Source organism: Roseovarius sp. A-2, assembly GCF_002072155.1.
GTDB lineage: Bacteria > Pseudomonadota > Alphaproteobacteria > Rhodobacterales > Rhodobacteraceae > Roseovarius.
The window spans coordinates 208,974-225,992 of record NZ_BDIY01000003.1 but is presented as its reverse complement, the minus strand read 5'-3'; the positions used below and the strand labels follow the sequence as shown (position 1 = coordinate 225,992).

At 63.6% G+C, this 17,019-nt stretch carries 17 protein-coding genes and 1 pseudogene; 7 read left to right on the top strand and 11 right to left on the bottom strand.

Annotation, left to right across the window (positions count from 1 at the left end; genetic code table 11):
* Positions 1-16: 16 nt before the first annotated feature.
* From BHD06_RS06390 to BHD06_RS06360, 7 genes are all read right to left on the bottom strand, one after another.
* Complete coding sequence (locus tag BHD06_RS06390; RefSeq protein ID WP_080456156.1) at positions 17-931, bottom strand: lipid A-modifier LpxR family protein; 915 nt, start codon at positions 929-931, stop codon at positions 17-19.
* Positions 932-1,120: 189 nt separating this feature from the next.
* Entirely contained in the window at positions 1,121-1,705 is a 585-nt protein-coding gene (locus BHD06_RS06385) for a GNAT family N-acetyltransferase (protein WP_080456155.1), read from the bottom strand.
* On the bottom strand, positions 1,702-2,097 hold the full coding sequence (locus BHD06_RS06380; RefSeq protein WP_080456154.1) for a ketosteroid isomerase-related protein: 396 nt from the start codon (positions 2,095-2,097) through the stop codon (positions 1,702-1,704). The genes BHD06_RS06385 and BHD06_RS06380 overlap by 4 nt, the downstream gene beginning before the upstream one ends.
* Positions 2,094-2,555 carry a low molecular weight phosphatase family protein gene (locus tag BHD06_RS06375; protein ID WP_080456153.1) on the bottom strand — a complete coding sequence of 154 codons (462 nt, stop codon included), beginning with the start codon at positions 2,553-2,555 and terminating at the stop codon, positions 2,094-2,096. The genes BHD06_RS06380 and BHD06_RS06375 overlap by 4 nt, the downstream gene beginning before the upstream one ends.
* A gap of 3 nt (positions 2,556-2,558) precedes the next feature.
* Entirely contained in the window at positions 2,559-3,038 is a 480-nt protein-coding gene (locus BHD06_RS06370; protein WP_080456152.1) for a UPF0262 family protein, read from the bottom strand.
* A gap of 314 nt (positions 3,039-3,352) precedes the next feature.
* Positions 3,353-3,871, bottom strand: coding sequence for a hypothetical protein (locus BHD06_RS06365; RefSeq protein WP_254892332.1), 519 nt, complete (start codon positions 3,869-3,871; stop codon positions 3,353-3,355).
* A 296-nt stretch (positions 3,872-4,167) separates the two neighbouring features.
* Entirely contained in the window at positions 4,168-4,707 is a 540-nt protein-coding gene (locus BHD06_RS06360) for an NADPH-dependent FMN reductase (RefSeq protein WP_080456151.1), read from the bottom strand.
* Between the two features lie 183 nt (positions 4,708-4,890).
* Between BHD06_RS06360 and BHD06_RS06355 the strand changes: the two genes are divergently transcribed.
* Positions 4,891-7,062: a response regulator gene (locus tag BHD06_RS06355; RefSeq protein ID WP_080456150.1), complete on the top strand. Its 2,172-nt coding sequence runs from the start codon at positions 4,891-4,893 to the stop codon at positions 7,060-7,062.
* On the opposite strand, the gene yaaA is transcribed toward BHD06_RS06355, so the two are convergent.
* The 3 genes from yaaA to BHD06_RS06340 form a co-directional block, all read right to left on the bottom strand.
* Positions 7,050-7,811: a peroxide stress protein YaaA gene (yaaA, locus tag BHD06_RS06350; RefSeq protein WP_080456316.1), complete on the bottom strand. Its 762-nt coding sequence runs from the start codon at positions 7,809-7,811 to the stop codon at positions 7,050-7,052. The two genes, BHD06_RS06355 and yaaA, sit on opposite strands and share 13 nt — an antisense overlap.
* Before the next feature lie 35 nt (positions 7,812-7,846).
* On the bottom strand, positions 7,847-9,883 hold the full coding sequence (gene recQ, locus BHD06_RS06345) for a DNA helicase RecQ (protein WP_080456149.1): 2,037 nt from the start codon (positions 9,881-9,883) through the stop codon (positions 7,847-7,849).
* A gap of 77 nt (positions 9,884-9,960) precedes the next feature.
* Entirely contained in the window at positions 9,961-10,248 is a 288-nt protein-coding gene (locus BHD06_RS06340; RefSeq protein WP_080456148.1) for a YggT family protein, read from the bottom strand.
* A gap of 130 nt (positions 10,249-10,378) precedes the next feature.
* On the opposite strand from BHD06_RS06340, the gene BHD06_RS06335 reads away from it, so the two are divergent.
* The 5 genes and pseudogenes from BHD06_RS06335 to BHD06_RS24225 all read left to right on the top strand — a co-directional run.
* Positions 10,379-10,927 carry an acyl-CoA thioesterase gene (locus BHD06_RS06335; RefSeq protein ID WP_080456147.1) on the top strand — a complete coding sequence of 183 codons (549 nt, stop codon included), beginning with the start codon at positions 10,379-10,381 and terminating at the stop codon, positions 10,925-10,927.
* A 54-nt stretch (positions 10,928-10,981) separates the two neighbouring features.
* A complete protein-coding gene (locus BHD06_RS06330; protein WP_080456146.1) occupies positions 10,982-12,364 on the top strand; it encodes an MFS transporter in 1,383 nt (460 codons plus the stop codon).
* Entirely contained in the window at positions 12,346-13,266 is a 921-nt protein-coding gene (gene mepA, locus BHD06_RS06325; RefSeq protein ID WP_080456145.1) for a penicillin-insensitive murein endopeptidase, read from the top strand. Before BHD06_RS06330 ends, mepA begins: the two co-directional genes overlap by 19 nt.
* A 310-nt stretch (positions 13,267-13,576) precedes the next feature.
* Positions 13,577-13,999 (top strand): alternative ribosome rescue aminoacyl-tRNA hydrolase ArfB, encoded by a 423-nt coding sequence (gene arfB / locus BHD06_RS06320; RefSeq protein ID WP_080456144.1) that lies wholly within the window; start codon positions 13,577-13,579, stop codon positions 13,997-13,999.
* 79 nt (positions 14,000-14,078) lie between these two features.
* Positions 14,079-14,232 (top strand): annotated as a pseudogene (locus tag BHD06_RS24225) (transposase); the annotation flags it as partial.
* A 306-nt stretch (positions 14,233-14,538) separates the two neighbouring features.
* On the opposite strand, the gene BHD06_RS06310 reads toward BHD06_RS24225, so the two are convergent.
* The gene (locus BHD06_RS06310) at positions 14,539-15,330 is read right to left on the bottom strand and encodes an IclR family transcriptional regulator (protein WP_080456142.1); all 792 of its coding nucleotides are present in this window, start codon (positions 15,328-15,330) and stop codon (positions 14,539-14,541) included.
* Positions 15,331-15,501: 171 nt separating this feature from the next.
* On the opposite strand from BHD06_RS06310, the gene BHD06_RS06305 reads away from it, so the two are divergent.
* Entirely contained in the window at positions 15,502-17,019 is a 1,518-nt protein-coding gene (locus BHD06_RS06305) for an ABC transporter substrate-binding protein (protein ID WP_080456141.1), read from the top strand.

Sequence of the window (17,019 nt, the reverse complement as noted above, 5' to 3'; positions counted from 1 at the left end):
CCAGAAATAATTATTCTCAGAACCGCAACCTGAATTGCACAGATCCCACAACCTGCCCCTCGCTCTGCTCGTCGAATTCCTCGCTCAGCCAGGTCACGCCATAAAAAAGCGAGCCACCCCCGGTGCCCTCCCAATGGAAGCCACCGCGCAGGCGGGCGCGGTCTTCGGACAGGGTGACACCGCTGCGCGCGGGCAGAAACTCGCTGCTGTCGACATAGGCGATATCGCCACCGAGGATGAAGGCGGTGCCCGGCTCGTCCTTGCGCACCACGCGGTAGCGTTGACCGGTGACCGGATCGCGCACCAGAAGTTCGCCCCGGGTGAGACCGCCGATGGTTATATCGACCCCGGCGCGCACCAGATCCTCAAGCCCCAGCCGCGCCTCGGCGAAGGGGCGGATCTGGGCCGGGCCAAGATCGAAGCTGCGCCCGGCCTCGAGCACGGCAGAGGGATAGATGCTGTTGTCGATCTGGTTACGGCGCACTGCGGGGCCGATGCCGTTGCCGCCAAATATGTCGTGGATGAACTCCTGAAAATCGTCGAGCCCGGTCTGCGGCCCGGTAAAGACCAGATCAGCCCCGACCGCATATTCCACGGTCGCCTGTTCAAAATGCGTGTGCAGCCCGAAGCCGAGTGCCCCGGCGAAAGGCCGGTCATTCGGCCCGCCGCGCGCAAGGTTTTCAGGCGTGATGATCTCGCCGTTGAAGCGGAACTCGATCAGGTCACCGAAGCGATCAGGGGCCTGCCCTGTCCAGCCATCCGCCCAGACCCGGCTCGAAGCCACCGAGCCCGAGCGCCAGCGATCTTCGGTATCGCCGGCCACATCGTTGGTGAATAAGACGCCATAGCCTATCCGGTAGCGGCCCTCTGCCTGAGCCATCGAAGTCAGGCCCACGCAAAGGCCAAGGGCAATCACAAAAAGACGCGTCATCCCGCGCGCTCCCCAGTTGTTGCCCCCCGGCACGCATGGGGTAGCAAATATGGATAAGGTTTTGCCAGCGAAACTTTGACAAAAGTTCGCAATAGTGGCGGAAATCCCAAAAATTCCCGGCCCCGCCCCGTCATCCTCGGGCTTGGCCCGAGGATCTCTCATCCGGCATGGTGCGGGTGGGGGCCCCGCTCAGAGCGCCCGCATCCAGAATTGCAGGTCGTGGTCGGTCTCGTCCGCACGGTCGAGATCCTTCCAGCGGAACTGCGCCACGGCACCCGGCACCGGCGCGTAACCGCGCTTGCGCCAGAAGGCATCAAGCGGGCGATAGGCGTCGGGGCGCAGCGGATGGTCCGTCGGGCGCAGCACGCCGCAAAAGGCGCAATGGCTGCGGCCCAGCGCACGCGCGTGCGCCTCGCGCGCGTCGAAAAAGCGGTGCCCGATTCCCTGCCCCCGATACCCGGGCAAAAGCACGCTTTCGGCGCAGTAGAAAATCCGCTCCAGTGGCAGGCCCGTGCCCGCGAGGGCCGCGCCGAAGTCATCGGCGTGGTCTTCCATCGAGGTGCCGGTCGCGGCCCCGATCAGCCGGTCGCCGTCATAGGCCCCGACGAGGATCGCATCCTCGCTCTCGCGGTAGACCTGAAGATAGCGTTCCTCATAGGCCAGATCGCCGTCATAGAGGTAGGGAAAGGCACGAAACACCTCGATACGAAGCCCCGCCACATCGGGCAACGCCCGACCAAGGGCGTCGCCGGTCAGCCGCTCCACTTGAATCACGCCGTAACCTGACGCATCCAATCCGCAAGGTTGTAATAGGTCACAACCCGGGTGATCAGGCCGTTCTCAAGCGAAAGGAACGACCCGGCGGGCAGGCGGTAAGTCTGGCCATGAGCCTCGGGCAGCCCCTCGTCGGTTTCCAGATAGCTGCCGTTGACGATATATTCGGCAGCCGCCCGTGTGCCGCCCTCGGCCTCGAAGATCACGATGTCGGTCAGTTCTTCGCGGTAGCAGCGGCTCATGTGCTCGCAAAAGGCGCGAAAGGCATCTTTGCCCTCCCGCACCTGCCCTTCGTTGACGAAATGGCGGATATCATCGCTCAGGCAGGCCAGCATCGCAGGCGTGTCACCGCGATTGAAGGCGTTGAAATAGGCGCGGACGGTTTCGTTCATGTTTCCTCCCGGGGTGGCCCCCATCTGTCCTGCAAATGGCCGATGATCTGGTCACGGGTCTTGCGATAGGCATCAAGCCGCGCCTCGCGGGTCTGTGCCAGTCCGGTAGGGTCCATGATCGGCCAGTAAACGACATCGAGATGAAAATACCGGGTCAGTTCCAGCGCGCGGCGCTGGCTTGCCGGGCTGAGGGCGACGATCAGGTCGAAGGATGTCAAATCATCGCCCCACTGCTCCATCTCGTCGAAGCTGCGCGTGCGGTGGCGGTCCAGTTCAACCCCGATTTCGCGGCAGACGGCGATAGAAAACCCGTCGATCTCCATGTCGCTCTTGACGCCCGCCGATTGCACATAGGTGCCGGCACCGTAAAACTTCTTCATGATGCCTTCCGCCATGGGCGAGCGCACCGCGTTGTGATCGCAGCAAAACAGCACCGATTGCGGCAACGACTCGGGCATGCATCAGCCCCCGAAATGCAGGACGCAGATCAGCGTGAAGAGCCTCCGGGCGGTGTCGTTGTCGATCTCCGCCTTGCCCTCCAACCGCTCGGACAGCACGCGCGCGCCCTCGTTGTGGATACCGCGCCGGGCCATGTCGATAGTCTCGATCTGGCTGGGCGGCATGTTCTTGACAGCATCGAAATAGCTCTCGCAGATCGCCCAGTAATCCTTCACCACCTGACGGAACGGCGAGAGCGAGAGGTGAAACTCGGCCGCCGGATCGCCGCCTTCGGTACGGATGTCGAACACCAGCCGCTTTTCACGGATCGACAGACCGACGCGGTAGGGACCATCGGGCGTCACGCGGTCATCGCGCGCGGGCAGGGCAAAGCTGTTCTCCTCGATGAGATCATACATCGCCACCTTGCGCTCCTGCTCGATCTCGGGCGTGGGCGGCGGCAGGTTGGCGTCATCCAGTTCGATATGGCAAATCCGGCTCATGGCATCACTCGTGCAGCTTTATCCGCCTCGTGCGTAGCGCAGGCAGCGCGCCTGGGCAATCGCCAGCGTGCGACACGGGAGACGCGATGCGCCCCGCGTGCCCGTTGCGCCACGCTTCCGGATGGCTCAGGCGGTCATCGCATGATGGCCGAAGTAATGAAACTCCTGCTCTATCCCCGCAATCTCGGCGGCCTCAAAGTTCAGGCTCGGCCCGTCGAGAAAGCGGTGGTTCCGTTGCGATTTCACCCAGTCATCGGCCACTTACAGCATGGTCAGCGTGTAGCTTGTGGTCTCGTTGAGGTAATGGGTGAGGATCACGATACGCGGGTTGAGCCGCGCGACGATCTCGTTGCCCTGCTCGAACGAGTGGATATGCGCGGGCCCGTCCACCGGCAGGGTCGGCACATCGACCGGCCCCAGATCAGCGTGCGGATGCCCCCGGTCTCGATCAGAAAGGCCAAGTTGTCCATGTGGCCCACATTGTCAGGCGGGCAGGCATCGACCAAAAGTTCGGCCAGCGTGTCGGTCCAATGATACCAGCCGGGGGCGACGCAGGTATGCTTGTCGGCGAAACCGGTGATGCTGAGATTGGCGAAATCGAAGCGACCCACCATCCGGTCGAGCACCATGGTGGACTGCGGCCGGTCCACCACATCATGATCGAAATGCGCATAGGTGGACATGCGGATATCGACGACCGTTTCGGAAAACTCGGTCTTGAACCACATTCCCCACGCGCCGGAAGGATCGTCGCGCCCCGGATCGAACAGCACCGTCACCCCCTTGGGCGAAGTGATCCTGAGCGCGCAATGGCCGGAGAAATCAAGCCACACGGCCCCCTCGTCCGGCTGCCATGAAGAACGAGCGCCGCGACACGCCGGGGGCAAGGCCCCCGGTGCGGCCATCCATGAGAACGGGTTTAAGGTCTTTTCTGTCCCGGCGCGCCTTCTGGCGCAAACTATGGGAAAATCCTGGGGGAAATACGGTGGACCCCCCCTTATCCGGGCGCCGCAGCGTCATGTATTGCGCATCGTGTGGTGCTGGGTGCTTATCCTTCGGGGCCTCGTCCGAGGGTCGGCGATGACAGCCTCACCCCGAACCGGACAAACACCCAGCCGAGAGGTCACATCTAGACCACTTCCGCGCGCAGTCTCTCCATCCGCTCCGCCAACAGCTTCTGCGAGGTCTCGTCCTTGAGCCGCCCATCGTCGTCAAAGGCATTCATCGCCCCCGCGATCAGCACGGCAGTACCGGGGATGAGCCGCGCCTGATGCTGCGTGAGGCACGAGAGCGTCATGAATTGCGCCGTCTCGCCCCCGGTGCGCCCGGCAGAGGCCGAAACGACCACGGTCGGCTTGTCCTTCATCGGCGATCCCGGCACCCGGCTGATCCAGTCGAGTGCGTTCTTGAGCACCCCGGTGATCCCTTTGTTGTATTCCGGTGAGCCGACCACGATCGCATCCGCGTCCTTGATCTGCTGAACAAGGTGCTTCACCTTTTCCGGCACGCCCTCGGCCTCTTCCAGATCGCCATTGTAAAGCGGCAGGTCGAGATCGCCCTCGATCAATTCCGCCGGACCGAACGCCTCGGCGGCCTGGGCCAGAAGCATGCGATTGTAGGAACCCTTGCGCAACGATCCCGAGATCGTCAGCAATTTCGGATGTGCCATGGTCGTGTCCTTTTCTGTCGCGTTGTTTCCTGCGACAAACTGGGGCGGTGCGTCAGGTTTGGCAACTGCGATTGCCCGCACACGTGTTGTGCAATGCGAAACTGGCACAACCGCCTTAACCCCATCTTCACGACGATGCCAGATTGTGTGGCAGATCACGGTCAGGCATGGCGGAGGATGGGCATGAGCCTTGCCAACAAGCTGGCAGAGGAACGGCGCGCGCGCCTCGCCGCCGAGCGTCTGCTGGAACAGAAACAGGCGGAACTGCATGCCGCCAACCGCAAGCTGGGCAAGCACGCGCGCGCCCTGTCGCACGAGGTACACGAGACCCGCGCCGAGGTTCGGAACGTGCGCGAAGAGAACCTGCGCGTGAAATCCGATCTCAGCGTGGCACATCAGAAGGTCGAGATCGCCGAACGCCGCCTCTGGCACTCGATCCAGACGATCGAGGACGGATTCGCCTTTTTCGATGCCGACACCCGAATGATCGCGGCAAATGACGCGTGGCTCGCCGTGTTCGATGGTGTCGAAGCGGTGAAGCCGGGGATGAGCTATATCGAGATCCTTCAGATCATCACCGAGGAAGGCATCATCAATATCGGCGACATGACCGCGGCGCAGTGGCGCGAGCATATGCTCGACCGCTGGCAGAGCCCGACCCCGGAGACCGAGGTTCTGCGATTGTGGAACGATCATTACATTCGCGTCACCGACCGGCGCGGCGCGGGCGGGGACATCGTCAGCCTGGTCCAGAACATCACCGCCACGATCCGCTACGAGAAGGAACTGAAAGAGGCCCGCCGCCGCGCCGAGACGGCCAATCGCGCGAAATCCGCCTTCCTCGCCAATATGAGCCACGAGATCCGCACGCCGATGAACGGGGTCGTTGGCATGGCCGACCTGCTGATGGATACCCCCCTCACCGAGGAACAGCGGCTCTATGTCTCGACCATCCGCAATTCCGGTGAGGCGCTGCTGGTGATCATCAATGACGTGCTGGACTATTCCAAGATCGAGGCCGAAAAACTGGTGCTGGTCGAGGACGCCTTCGATCTGGAGCGTTGCATTCACGAGCTTGTCACTTTGATGCAGAGCGATGCGCGCGGCAAGGGGCTCGATCTGCTGGTGGATTACGATCTGTTCCTGCCCACGCGTTTCACGGGTGATGCGGGACGGGTCCGGCAGATCATGACCAACCTTCTGGGCAATGCGGTGAAATTCACGCAGGCCGGTCATGTGCTGGTGCGGGTCACGGGCGTAGTGCAAGAGGCCGGGCAAATGGCCGATATCCATGTCACGGTCGAGGATACCGGGATCGGAATCCCGAACGACAAGATCGAGCACGTGTTCGGCGAGTTCAACCAGGTGGACGATGCGCGCAATCGCAAGTTCGAGGGGACCGGCCTCGGACTTGCGATCTCGCAAAAGCTGGTGCGCCTGATGGGCGGCACGATCTGGGTCGAATCGACCCCGGGCGAAGGCTCGGTATTCGGGTTTTCGGTCCGCTTGCCGGTCGTAGAGCCGACGCAAGGCGAGTTGCCGCGCCTGCCGGGCAGCCCGGGCCGTGCCCTGATCGTCGAGCCCCAGGACGCCTGCCGCGCGCTCCTGCAACGCCAACTGGGCCAATTGGGGTTCGAGGTGATCGCCTGCCGCAGCCCGGCAGAGGCGCTCGACCGCGCAGGGGAGAGCGTCGGCCTTGTCGTGACAGCGCACGCCATGGCCGGGATGGACGGGCTGGAACTGGCCGAAGCGCTGCGCGAGGCTGGTCATGCCATGCCCATCCTCCTGCTCAGCCAGACTGCCGGGCAGGCCGAAGTCGAGCCGGGCCGCAGGTATCTTCAGGCAGTGCTGCAAAAGCCAGTCGCCCGGCATGAGCTATTACGCAATGTCGCGGGCATCTTCTCCGGTGAAGCGAAGTCTGACGCGTCGCCGGACCGCCTAATGCGCGTGCTGGCCGCCGAGGACAACAAGACCAACCGGCTGGTGTTCTCCAAGATGGTGCAGGCGTTGGAGATCGAGCTGATCTTTGCCGAGAATGGCCGCGAGGCCGTGGACCTCTATCAGAGCTTCAAGCCCGATCTGGTGTTCATGGACATCTCGATGCCGGAGATGGATGGCAAGGAGGCAACGCGCGCGATCCGCGCGCTGGAAGCCGGGAGCGGGCGGCGCGTGCCCATCGTCGCCCTGACCGCCCATGCGATGACCGGCGACGATACCGAGATCCTCGCGGCGGGGCTGGATCATTACCTGACCAAACCCTTGCGCAAGGATGCCATCGTCGCGCGCATACAGGACGCCTGCCCGCCCGAGGCGCGGCCGCCACAGCCCAAGACGGCCGAGGCTCAGGCCGGGTAGTCGCGCAGGAACACCATGCTATCGCCGTCGGACATCTCGGCATTGTAGCGATAGCCGCCGGTGTCAAAGTCCTTCAGCGCTTCCGCGTCGGTCAACCGGTGCTGGATCACGAAGCGCGCCATCGCCCCCCGCGCCTTCTTGGCGTAAAAGCTGACGATCTTCGGCGTACCCGCTTTTTCCTCCATGAAGACCGGCGTGATGACCCGCAGGTCGAGCGCCGCGCGGTCCACCGCGCCGAAATATTCCTGACTTGCACAGTTGACCAGCGTGTCGGTGCCGATCTCGCGCGCCTGTGCGTTCAGCGCCTTGGAAATCCGGTCGCCCCAGTAGTCATAGAGCGTGCGGCCCCGGTCGGTCGCCAGCCGACTGCCCATTTCCAGCCGATACGGCTCGATCGCGTCGAGCGGGCGCAACAGACCATAAAGACCAGACAGGATGCGGAAATGATCCTGCGCCCAGGCCATTTCCTCGGCATCCAGAGATCCCGCCTCCAGCCCCTGATAAGTGTCACCGGCAAAAGCAAGTGCTGCGGGCTTTTCCTCCATCGTGCCGAAATCCGCAAAGCGGTCGGCGTTGAGCCGGGCAAGGTTTTCGCTGATCTTCATCAGCTTTTGCAGATCGCCCACATCGAGACCGCGCGCCACCTGCACCAGATCCTCCGCCTCGGCGCGAAACGCGGGCCGCGTCGGCGTGACGCCCTCGACCGGGCTCATATCCATCTTTTTGGCGGGCGAGACAGCAACCAGCATGCGCGACATACCTCCGTGACAGCGTTGAGGCAGACTTAGTCCGCCATGCGCAGAACGTCCAGAAAGGCCGGACCGAAGCGTTCGGCATATTTCTCGCCGATCAGCCGCGCAAGCGCATCACTGTCGCGCGGTCGCTGGCTTGCCACCCGTGCCAGCAGCGAGGCCGAACAACTCAGCGGCTTGTCGATGCCCTCGGGCCCGCGCGAGAGCCGCGCCTGCGCCTCGATCAGCTGGTCATAGAGCTCGCCCGCCGCGCGCCCTGCCAGCTTGCGCCTTTTGGGGTGCAACTGTTCGGCTTCGCCGTTGATCACCTCCAGAAAATCCGTGCCATAGCGTTCCAGCTTGGTCGCCCCCACGCCGCCCACGCGCGCCATCGCATCCAGATTGGCGGGCCGCGTCTCGGCCATCTCGATCAGCGTGCGGTCGTTGAAAACGATATAGGCAGGCACGCCCGCCGCCTCGGCGAGCGCTCGGCGCTTGGCCTTGAGCGCCGACAAAAGTGGCGCGTCCTCCTCCGACACCAGCGCGCGGGCGGCGGGGCGCGGCGTGCGGGTTGCCACCTCACGGCGCAGGTGGATCGGGGTTTCCGCCCGCAGGATCGGGCGGGCGGCCTCGGTCATCACCAATGCGCCATGGCGTTCGGGATCGGGGCGCACCAGATCATGCCCCAACATCTGCCGGAACACGCCCTGCCAGCCGCGCTTGTCCATGTCGCGGCCTACGCCGAAGGTCGGCAGGTTGTCATGCCCGCGCGCGCGCACCTTGTCGGTCGCATTGCCCATCAGGATGTCAATGAGATGCCCCGCGCCGAACCGTTCCTCGGTGCGCAGGATGGCCGACAGCGCCTTTTGCACGGCCTCGGTGCCGTCAAACGTCTCGGGCGGCGTCTCGCACAGATCGCAATTGCCACAGGGCTCCGCCGTCTCGCCGAAATAGCCGAGCAGCGTGACACGGCGGCACGTCAGCGCCTCGGCGAGACCCAGGAGCGCATTGAGTCGCCCGTGATCCGCCATGCGGCGTGCCGGCGGGGCCAGCCCCTCGTCGATCTGCGAGCGACGCAGGCGGATATCGTCGGGACCAAAGAGGGTCAGCGTCTCGGCAGGCGCGCCATCACGGCCCGCGCGACCGATTTCCTGATAATAGGCCTCGATGCTCTTGGGCAGATCGGCATGGGCGACCCAGCGGATATCAGGCTTGTCCACACCCATGCCAAAGGCCACCGTCGCCACCACGATCAGCCCGTCCTCGGTGTTGAACCGATGCTCCACCCGGCGGCGGGCTTGCGGCTCCATCCCGCCGTGATAGGCGCAGGCATTGTGGCCGGCCTGCGACAGCGCCTGCGCAAGGCTCTCGGTCTTGGCGCGGGTGCCGCAATAGACGATACCCGACTGCCCCTTGCGCGCGGCGGCAAAGCCCATGATCTGCTGGCGCGGCGCGTCCTTGGCGGAAAAGGCGAGGTGGATATTGGGCCGGTCAAACCCATGCAAAAAGGTCTGCGGCGGCTGCCCGTCAAAGAGCTTGTCCACGATCTCGGCTTGCGTCTCGGCATCGGCGGTGGCGGTGAAGGCGGCGAGTGGCACTCCCAAGGCGCGCCTGAGTTCCCCAATCGCCAGGTAATCGGGACGGAAATCATGGCCCCATTGGCTAACGCAATGCGCCTCGTCCACGGCAATCAGGCTGACACCGATGCGCCGCAACATCCCGCGCGTAGCCCCCGATGCCAGCCGTTCCGGGGCCATGTATAGCAGCTTGAGCCGCCCCGCCTCCAGCGCCTGCCAGACCTCTGCCGTCTCTTCTTCGGTATTGCCCGAGGTCAGCGCCCCCGCCTCGACCCCCGCTGCGCGCAGCCCCCGCACCTGATCGCGCATCAGCGCAATCAGCGGCGAGATGACCACCGTCACCCCGTCACGCAGCAGCGCAGGCAGTTGGAAGCACAGGGATTTACCGCCCCCCGTGGGCATGATCGCCAGCGTGTTGCACCCACTGGCAACGGTGTGAACGATCTCTTCCTGTCCGGGCCTAAACGCATCGAACCCGTAGACATCGCGCAAAAGCGTGGCAGCGCTCGGCATGGCAGTCCTGTAAGATTTTATATATCTGCTCTTACAGTCAGTGTTTCACACCAAGATTCGGTGAACAAGACCCCGGATCAGTAAAACGCCGCCGCGTTGTTGATCAGGATGATCCGCAGTGCATAGACCGCCACCAGCACCACGAGGGGGGCCAGGTCGATGCCTGACATCGGCGGCAGGAACCGGCGCACGCGGGAATAGATCGGCTCCAGCAGACGGTTGAGCCCGTACCAGATCTGCGCAACAAATTGCTGTTGCAGGTTCAGCACCTGGAAATTGATCAGCCACGACATGATCACATGCGCGAGGATGAAGAACCACACGATATCGAGCAGCAGCATCAGGATCTGGAAAAGCGATTGCATGGGCGGTGGTCCTTTGGCTCAGAAACGCCTCTCACCTAAGCAAGCCTGCCCCTGAGCGCAAGCCTGACGCGCGGTCGCGGTTGACCATAGCGCCCAAGGGTGGCAGGCGCGGGTCAAAGGAGACCCGCCCATGTATCCCGTCCTGCGCCTGATCTGGCAGCTCTACAAGCATCGCAAATCGCCCGCCCTGCCGGTGACGGGGCTGCATGTGTCGCAACATTATTGCCTGCCCTGGGATATCGACCTGTGGATGGAGCTGAACAACGGGCGCACGCTCACGCTCTACGATCTGGGGCGCATTCCGCTCGCGGGGCGCGTGGGGCTGATCAAGGTCCTGCGCGCCAAGCGTTGGGGCCTGACCATGGCCGGGGCAAGCGTGCGCTACCGCCGCCGCATCCGCATGTTTGACCGCGTCGAGATGCGCTCGCGCCTCGCGTGGTGGGATGACAAGTTCGTCTATGTCGAACAATCCATGTGGAGATCCGACGGGGAATGCGCCAACCACATCCTCTATCGCTCTGCCGTGACCGGCAAGGGCGGCATCGTCCCGCCCGAGACCGTCATGGTCGAACTGGGCAGCGACACCCCCTGCCCGCCGCAACCCGACTGGGTGCGTGCCTGGATCGAGGCCGATGCCCTGCGCCCCTGGCCCCCGATGCAGGACGCCGTGCAAGAATAACTTGCACCCGCGCGCCTGCCGGGCTCATATCCCCCAAAGATCATTGGGGCAGGCATGACGGGTATTTCCAAGCGAAAGCGTATCTGGGGCTGGTTTTTTTTCGACTGGGCCAGCCAACCCTATCACACCCTGCTGATCACCTTCATCTTCGGTCCCTATTTCGCCTCGGTCGCCTCCGATTACTTCATGTCAACCGGGCTGACCGAAGACATCGCCGATGCGCGTGCGCAAGCCATGTGGTCCTATTGTCTGACGGTGACCGGCCTGATCATCGGCCTCGGCGCGCCGATCATGGGGGCCTTTGCCGACACCACCGGGCGACGGCTGCCGTGGATCATCGTATTTTCACTGATGTACGTCACCGGGGCCGCCTCGATCTGGGGGATGACCCCGGACGGCGCGAACCTGTGGTTCGGGCTCATCGCCTTTGGCCTTGGCTTTATCGGCGCGGAATACGCGCTCATCTTCATCAACTCGCAACTGCCCTCGCTCGGCACGCAGGACGAGGTTGGCGCGATCTCAGGCTCGGGCTTTGCCTTCGGCTATGTGGCCGGGGTGGTATCGCTGCTCATCATGCTGGCGCTCTTTGTCGAACAGCCCAGCGGCAAGACCCTGATCGGCTTTGAGCCGGCCTTCGGTCTTGACGCCGCCACACGCGAGGGCACGCGCTTTGTCGGGCCGTTCACCGCGCTCTGGTTCGCAGTCTTCATGATCCCCTATTTCCTCTGGGTGCGCGACACCGGGCCTGCGGGCACGGGGCGCGGCATCGGCGATGCGCTCGGGCTGCTGGCCAAGACGGTCAAGGGGCTGCGCCACCGCCTCAGCCTCAGCACCTATCTCGGCTCGTCGATGTTCTACCGCGACGCGCTCAACGGGCTTTACGGCTTTGGCGGCACCTATGCGATCCTGGTGCTCGACTGGTCGATCACCTCGGTCGGCATCTTCGGCATCATCGGCGCGATCTCGGCGGCGGTCTTCAGCTGGGTGGGCGGCAGGCTCGATGCGCGCTTCGGCCCCAAGCCAGTGATCATCGCGGCGATCTGGGGGCTGATCGCGGTCTGCGTCATGGTCGTCGGCATGGATCGCAATCAGATCTTCGGCATTGTGCTGGCCCCCGGCTCCACCCTCCCCGACGCGATCTTCTTCGGCTGCGGCGTGCTGATCGGGGGCCTGGGCGGCACGGTTCAGGCCGCAAGCCGCACGCTCATGGTGCGCCATACCGACCCCGCGACCCCGACCGAAAATTTCGGCCTCTATGGCCTTTCGGGGCGGGCCACGGCGTTTCTCGCCCCGGCGCTGATCGGCCTCGTGACCTCGCTCTCGGACAGCGCCCGGATCGGCATCTCACCGGTGATTTTCCTTTTCCTGATCGGCCTTGTGCTGCTACGCTGGGTCAACGCGGAAGGGGACAGGGAACAATGGGCCGGATCGTCATAACAGCCGCACTTTGTCTGGGCTTTGCGGCCTGCACGCAACCCGCGCCGGAGGCGCAGGCCCCCGGCATCGTCTCTAGCCAGAGCATCCCTGCGGCCATGCAAGGCGTGCAGGCCAAACAGCTTTTCGGCGCGCAAGGGCAAGGCTCCGAACACGCCCCCGCCGCCTATGGCAGCTATGCCAAGGGCTGCATCGCGGGGGCCGTGGCCCTGCCAGAGACCGGGCCCACATGGCAGGCCATGCGCCTCAGCCGCAATCGCAACTGGGGCCACCCCGAGACCATCGACCTGCTGCAAGACCTCTCGCGCAAGGCCGCAGCGCAACCGGGCTGGAACGGCATCTACGTGGGCGATATCAGCCAGCCACGAGGCGGCCCGATGCTATCGGGGCATCGCAGCCACCAGATGGGGCTCGACGCCGATATCTGGCTGCGCCCCGCCGATAACATGGCCCTCAGCCGCACGGCGCGCGAGAATATCTCGTCGATTTCCATGCGCCGGGCCAATGGCGCCTATATCAACGGCAACTGGACCCGCGCGCACCATGAAATCGTAAAGGCCGCCGCCCAGGACCCGCGCACCGCGCGCATCTTCATCTTTCCGGGGGCCAAGGCGCAGATGTGCCGCGAGGAGACCGGCGACCGCGCATGGCTGCGCAAGGTCCGGCCGTGGTGGGGCCATCACTATCATTTCCACGTCCGCCTGAACTGCCCCGACAAGGCGCGCGGCTGCGTCGAGCAGGTCGCCCCCCCGCCCGGCGATGGCTGCGCCGAGGCCGAGCAGTGGGTGCGCAACATCCTCAACCCGCCGCCGCCCGACCCGGACGCACCAAAGCCCAAGCCCCGCCGCGAACTGACGATGGAAGATCTACCGCGCCAATGCGTGGCCGTGCTGCAAGATCAATAAATCAGCATCCTGCGTCAAATTTCTTCGCCGCCACATGATTTTGTTTTGACATGGGTGAAATTTGTGGCAGGCTCGGGTCAGGTTCAACAATGCGAAAGGAGGTGGTCCAGTGTCTATAGAGGTATTGGAGCGAGGTGTCGGAACAGTTCGGGAGGCCGCCGTCTAGGGCAGCCCCGAGGCGAAAGCCACCCGGATTGGTGCGCCTAACCGGCCCACCTCCGTAGCTTCTAGAGGGCCGCTCCCATCCGGGGCGGCCCTTTTGAATTGCCACGCCTGCCAGAAATCAAAACGTCGTCAACGGGACCGCCCCATGCTGAGGATCACAGACCAGATCGCCATCGAGGATTGGGAACTGACCGAGCAGTTCATCCGCGCCTCCGGCCCCGGCGGACAGAACGTCAACAAGGTGGCGAGCGCGGTCGAATTGCGCTTCGAGGCCGAGCGCTCACCCAATCTGCCCGACCCAGTCAAGGCGCGGCTCAAACGGCTTGCGGGGCGGCGCTGGACCAAGGAAGGCGCGCTCGTCCTGCAATGCGACGAAACCCGCAGCCAAACCCGCAACCGCGACATCGTCCGCGACCGTCTGGCCGACCTGATCCTGCAGGCCACGGTCAAACCCAAACGCCGCATCCCGACACGTCCCACCCTCGGTGCCAAGAAACGCCGCCTCAAGGCCAAGAAGGTTCGTGGCGAAGTCAAGGCATTACGGGGCCGGGTGGACGGCGAGGACTAGGCAGCACATCCATGGATTCCTAATCTATCGCATGTGTTTGTGATTCAATCCTCGCGACATCAATGGCGGGAGCAGTCAAATGCCGCGATCAGACATGAGCGATCTGGAATGGGAACTCAGCAAAGCGGTCTTGCCCAACAAGACGCGGGGTCAAGAGGTGCGGTGATGACCGGCGTGTGATCAACGGGATTTTCCATGTTCTGCGCGCCCGAATTCCATGGGCTGATCTACCTGGCGGTCGCGTCCATGATCCGGTCCCAGTGGCCTGCTTTAGACCGCGTGGTTCCGCGCTTGCGGACAAGCGTCGCGGGCACCAACCGGCCCGAGATGCGCCACAAGCTCAATGATCCGAGGTTGGGCGCGCCGCTTTGCCTGCGGCGCGCGCGCCGTGGTGCGATGCTGCGGTCCGGTTCGGTCGCGGGCGCAGACCCGAGGGGTCTGGTGCCGCCCTGCGCGTCGGCGCGCGGTAAGATCACCGGTCACGTCCGGGCCGAATACCTGCCGCACCGGCGGGCATACTCGTTTCCGGTGCGCGCCGGTCAGTCCCAGCCTGCGCGATGCGCACGGAAGGCGGGGGAAATCGCGTTGGCGGTGTCCTGCAGCTTGGGCAGTATCTCGGCGACGATGCGTTCGCGTGTCCAGGTATGGGCCGAGACCGAGCATTGCACGGCGGCGCAGGCGCGCCCGTCATGGCCGATGATCGGGCTGGCGACGCCGATCTCGTTGAGAATCATCTGTCCGGTGGAGACGGCAAAGCCGTCGCGAGCGGCGTCATCGATGCTGGTGGCGATCAGGGCGCGGTCGAGGGTCGTACTGGGGGTGAAGGGGGTGATCGGCCATGTCTCGATTGCGTGGCGGCGCTCGTCTTCGGGGAAGGTGGCGATCATCGCGCGCCCACCCGAGGTGGAGAGCGCGGGCAGACGCCGCCCGATGATGGTGGCCGCGAAATAGGTGCGTTTGCAGGGCAGGCGACTGACATAGATGATGTGATCGCCGGAGATCTCGGCAAGGTTCACCGTCTCGCCCAATTCCTGGCTGAGGTTGATGAGCTTGGGCATGGCCTGACCGATCAGCGGGTCGGACCAATAGTACGCATAGGCCAGTTGTAGCCAGGCATGGGAGGGGCGAAATCGGCGCGTGGCCGGGTCCTTGTCGAGCATGCCCTCGACATGCAGCGTGTTGGCGAGGCGCTGTGTGGCGCTCTTGTCCAGTCCGGTGCGCTGCGCGAGTTCACTGAGCGACAGGTCGGTATGGCCCTCGTCGAAGGCGCGCAGCAGGCGCAACCCCTTGGCGAGCGATCCGACGTAGAGGGTATCCTGCTTTGTTTTCATGCATCGCTCGTATAATGTGGCGGGATGTCGCAACCCGGGCTTGACGTGGTGAAGGATGTCCGCATTAATGGATCATATGGCGATTATACGTATCATAATATGATACGTCAACGAAAAGCCAACATCACGCGCCTCGCCATATCGGCGCGCGACCAACATAGGGAGAGAGACATGAAACAGTCCTCTTTGAGACATGCGATTGCCGGTCTGGCGATCGTCGCGGCGTCTGGTGCGGCTTATGCCGACAAGGCCAATGACACGCTGCGCGTGGCCTTCACCAAGGAGCTGGAGAACGTCGACAGCTACTTCAACTCGTCGCGCGAGGGCGTCGTTTTGCAACGCGCGATCTGGGACGGGCTGATCTACCGCGATCCGGCCACCAACGAATACAAGGGCAACCTTGCCACGTCCTGGGAGTGGATCGACGACCTGACGCTTGAATTCAAGCTGCGCGAAGGCGTGACCTTTCACAATGGCGAGCCGTTCAACGCCGATGACGTGGTCTACACGGTCAATTTCGTGGCCAAGGAAGAAAACGGCGTCAAGACGCAGCGCAATGTCAACTGGATGAAATCCGCCGAGAAGATCGACGAGTATACCGTGCGCATCCATCTCAAGGACAAGTTCCCGGCGGCAATCGAATTTCTGTCCGGCCCGGTGTCGATGTATCCCAACGAGTATTACGCCGAGGCGGGCCCGTCGGGCATGGGTCTGGAGCCCGTGGGCACCGGCCCCTACAAGGTGGTGTCGGTCACGCCGGGGCAGCATTTCGTTCTGGAGAGGAACGAGACTTACCATGACAGCCCCAAGGGTCAGCCCGAAATTACCAATGTCGATATCCGCACCATACCGGACGTCAACACGCAGATGGCCGAGCTGTTCAGCGGTTCGCTCGACCTGATCTGGCAGGTGCCTGCGGACCAGGCCGAGAAGCTGGCGGAGATGGATCAGTTCACGGTCACCAACGAATCCACGATGCGGGTCGGGTATCTGTCGATGGATGCCGCCGGGCGCTCGGGCGACACGCCATTCACCAACCTCAAGGTGCGCCAAGCCGTCAACCACGCGATCAACCGCGAAGAGCTGGTGGCGGCGCTGCTCAAGGGCAAATCCAAGGTGGTCTGGACGCCGTGTTTCCCCAGCCAGTTCGGCTGCGTGGAAGAGGCCGCCGAGACCTATGAATACGACCCCGAGAAGGCAAAGGCGCTGCTGGCCGAGGCGGGTTATCCAGATGGGTTCACAACCGAGCTCTACGCCTATCGCGACCGGGAATATGCCGAGGCGATCCTGAGCTATCTCAATGCCGTCGGCATCAAGTCAGACTTCAAGTTCCTGCAGTACTCTGCGCTGCGTGAGTTGAACATGACCGGCGATGTGCCGTTGGCCTTCCTGACCTGGGGCAGCTTCTCGGTCAACGATGCCTCGGCGATGGTCAGCCAGTTCTTCAAGCACGGCTCTCTGGACGATGCGCGGGATGATCAGGTGCTGGCCGATCTGGAGGTGGCCGACAGCGCGACCGATCCCGACACCCGGGTGGAACATTACACCAAGGCCATCAAGCGGATCACCGAGCAGGCCTATTGGGCGCCGATGTTCTCGTACAACACCAACTACGTGTCCACCAACGAGGTGGAATACACACCGACCGCCGACGAGGTGCTGCGGTTCACCACGATGGAGTGGAAGTGA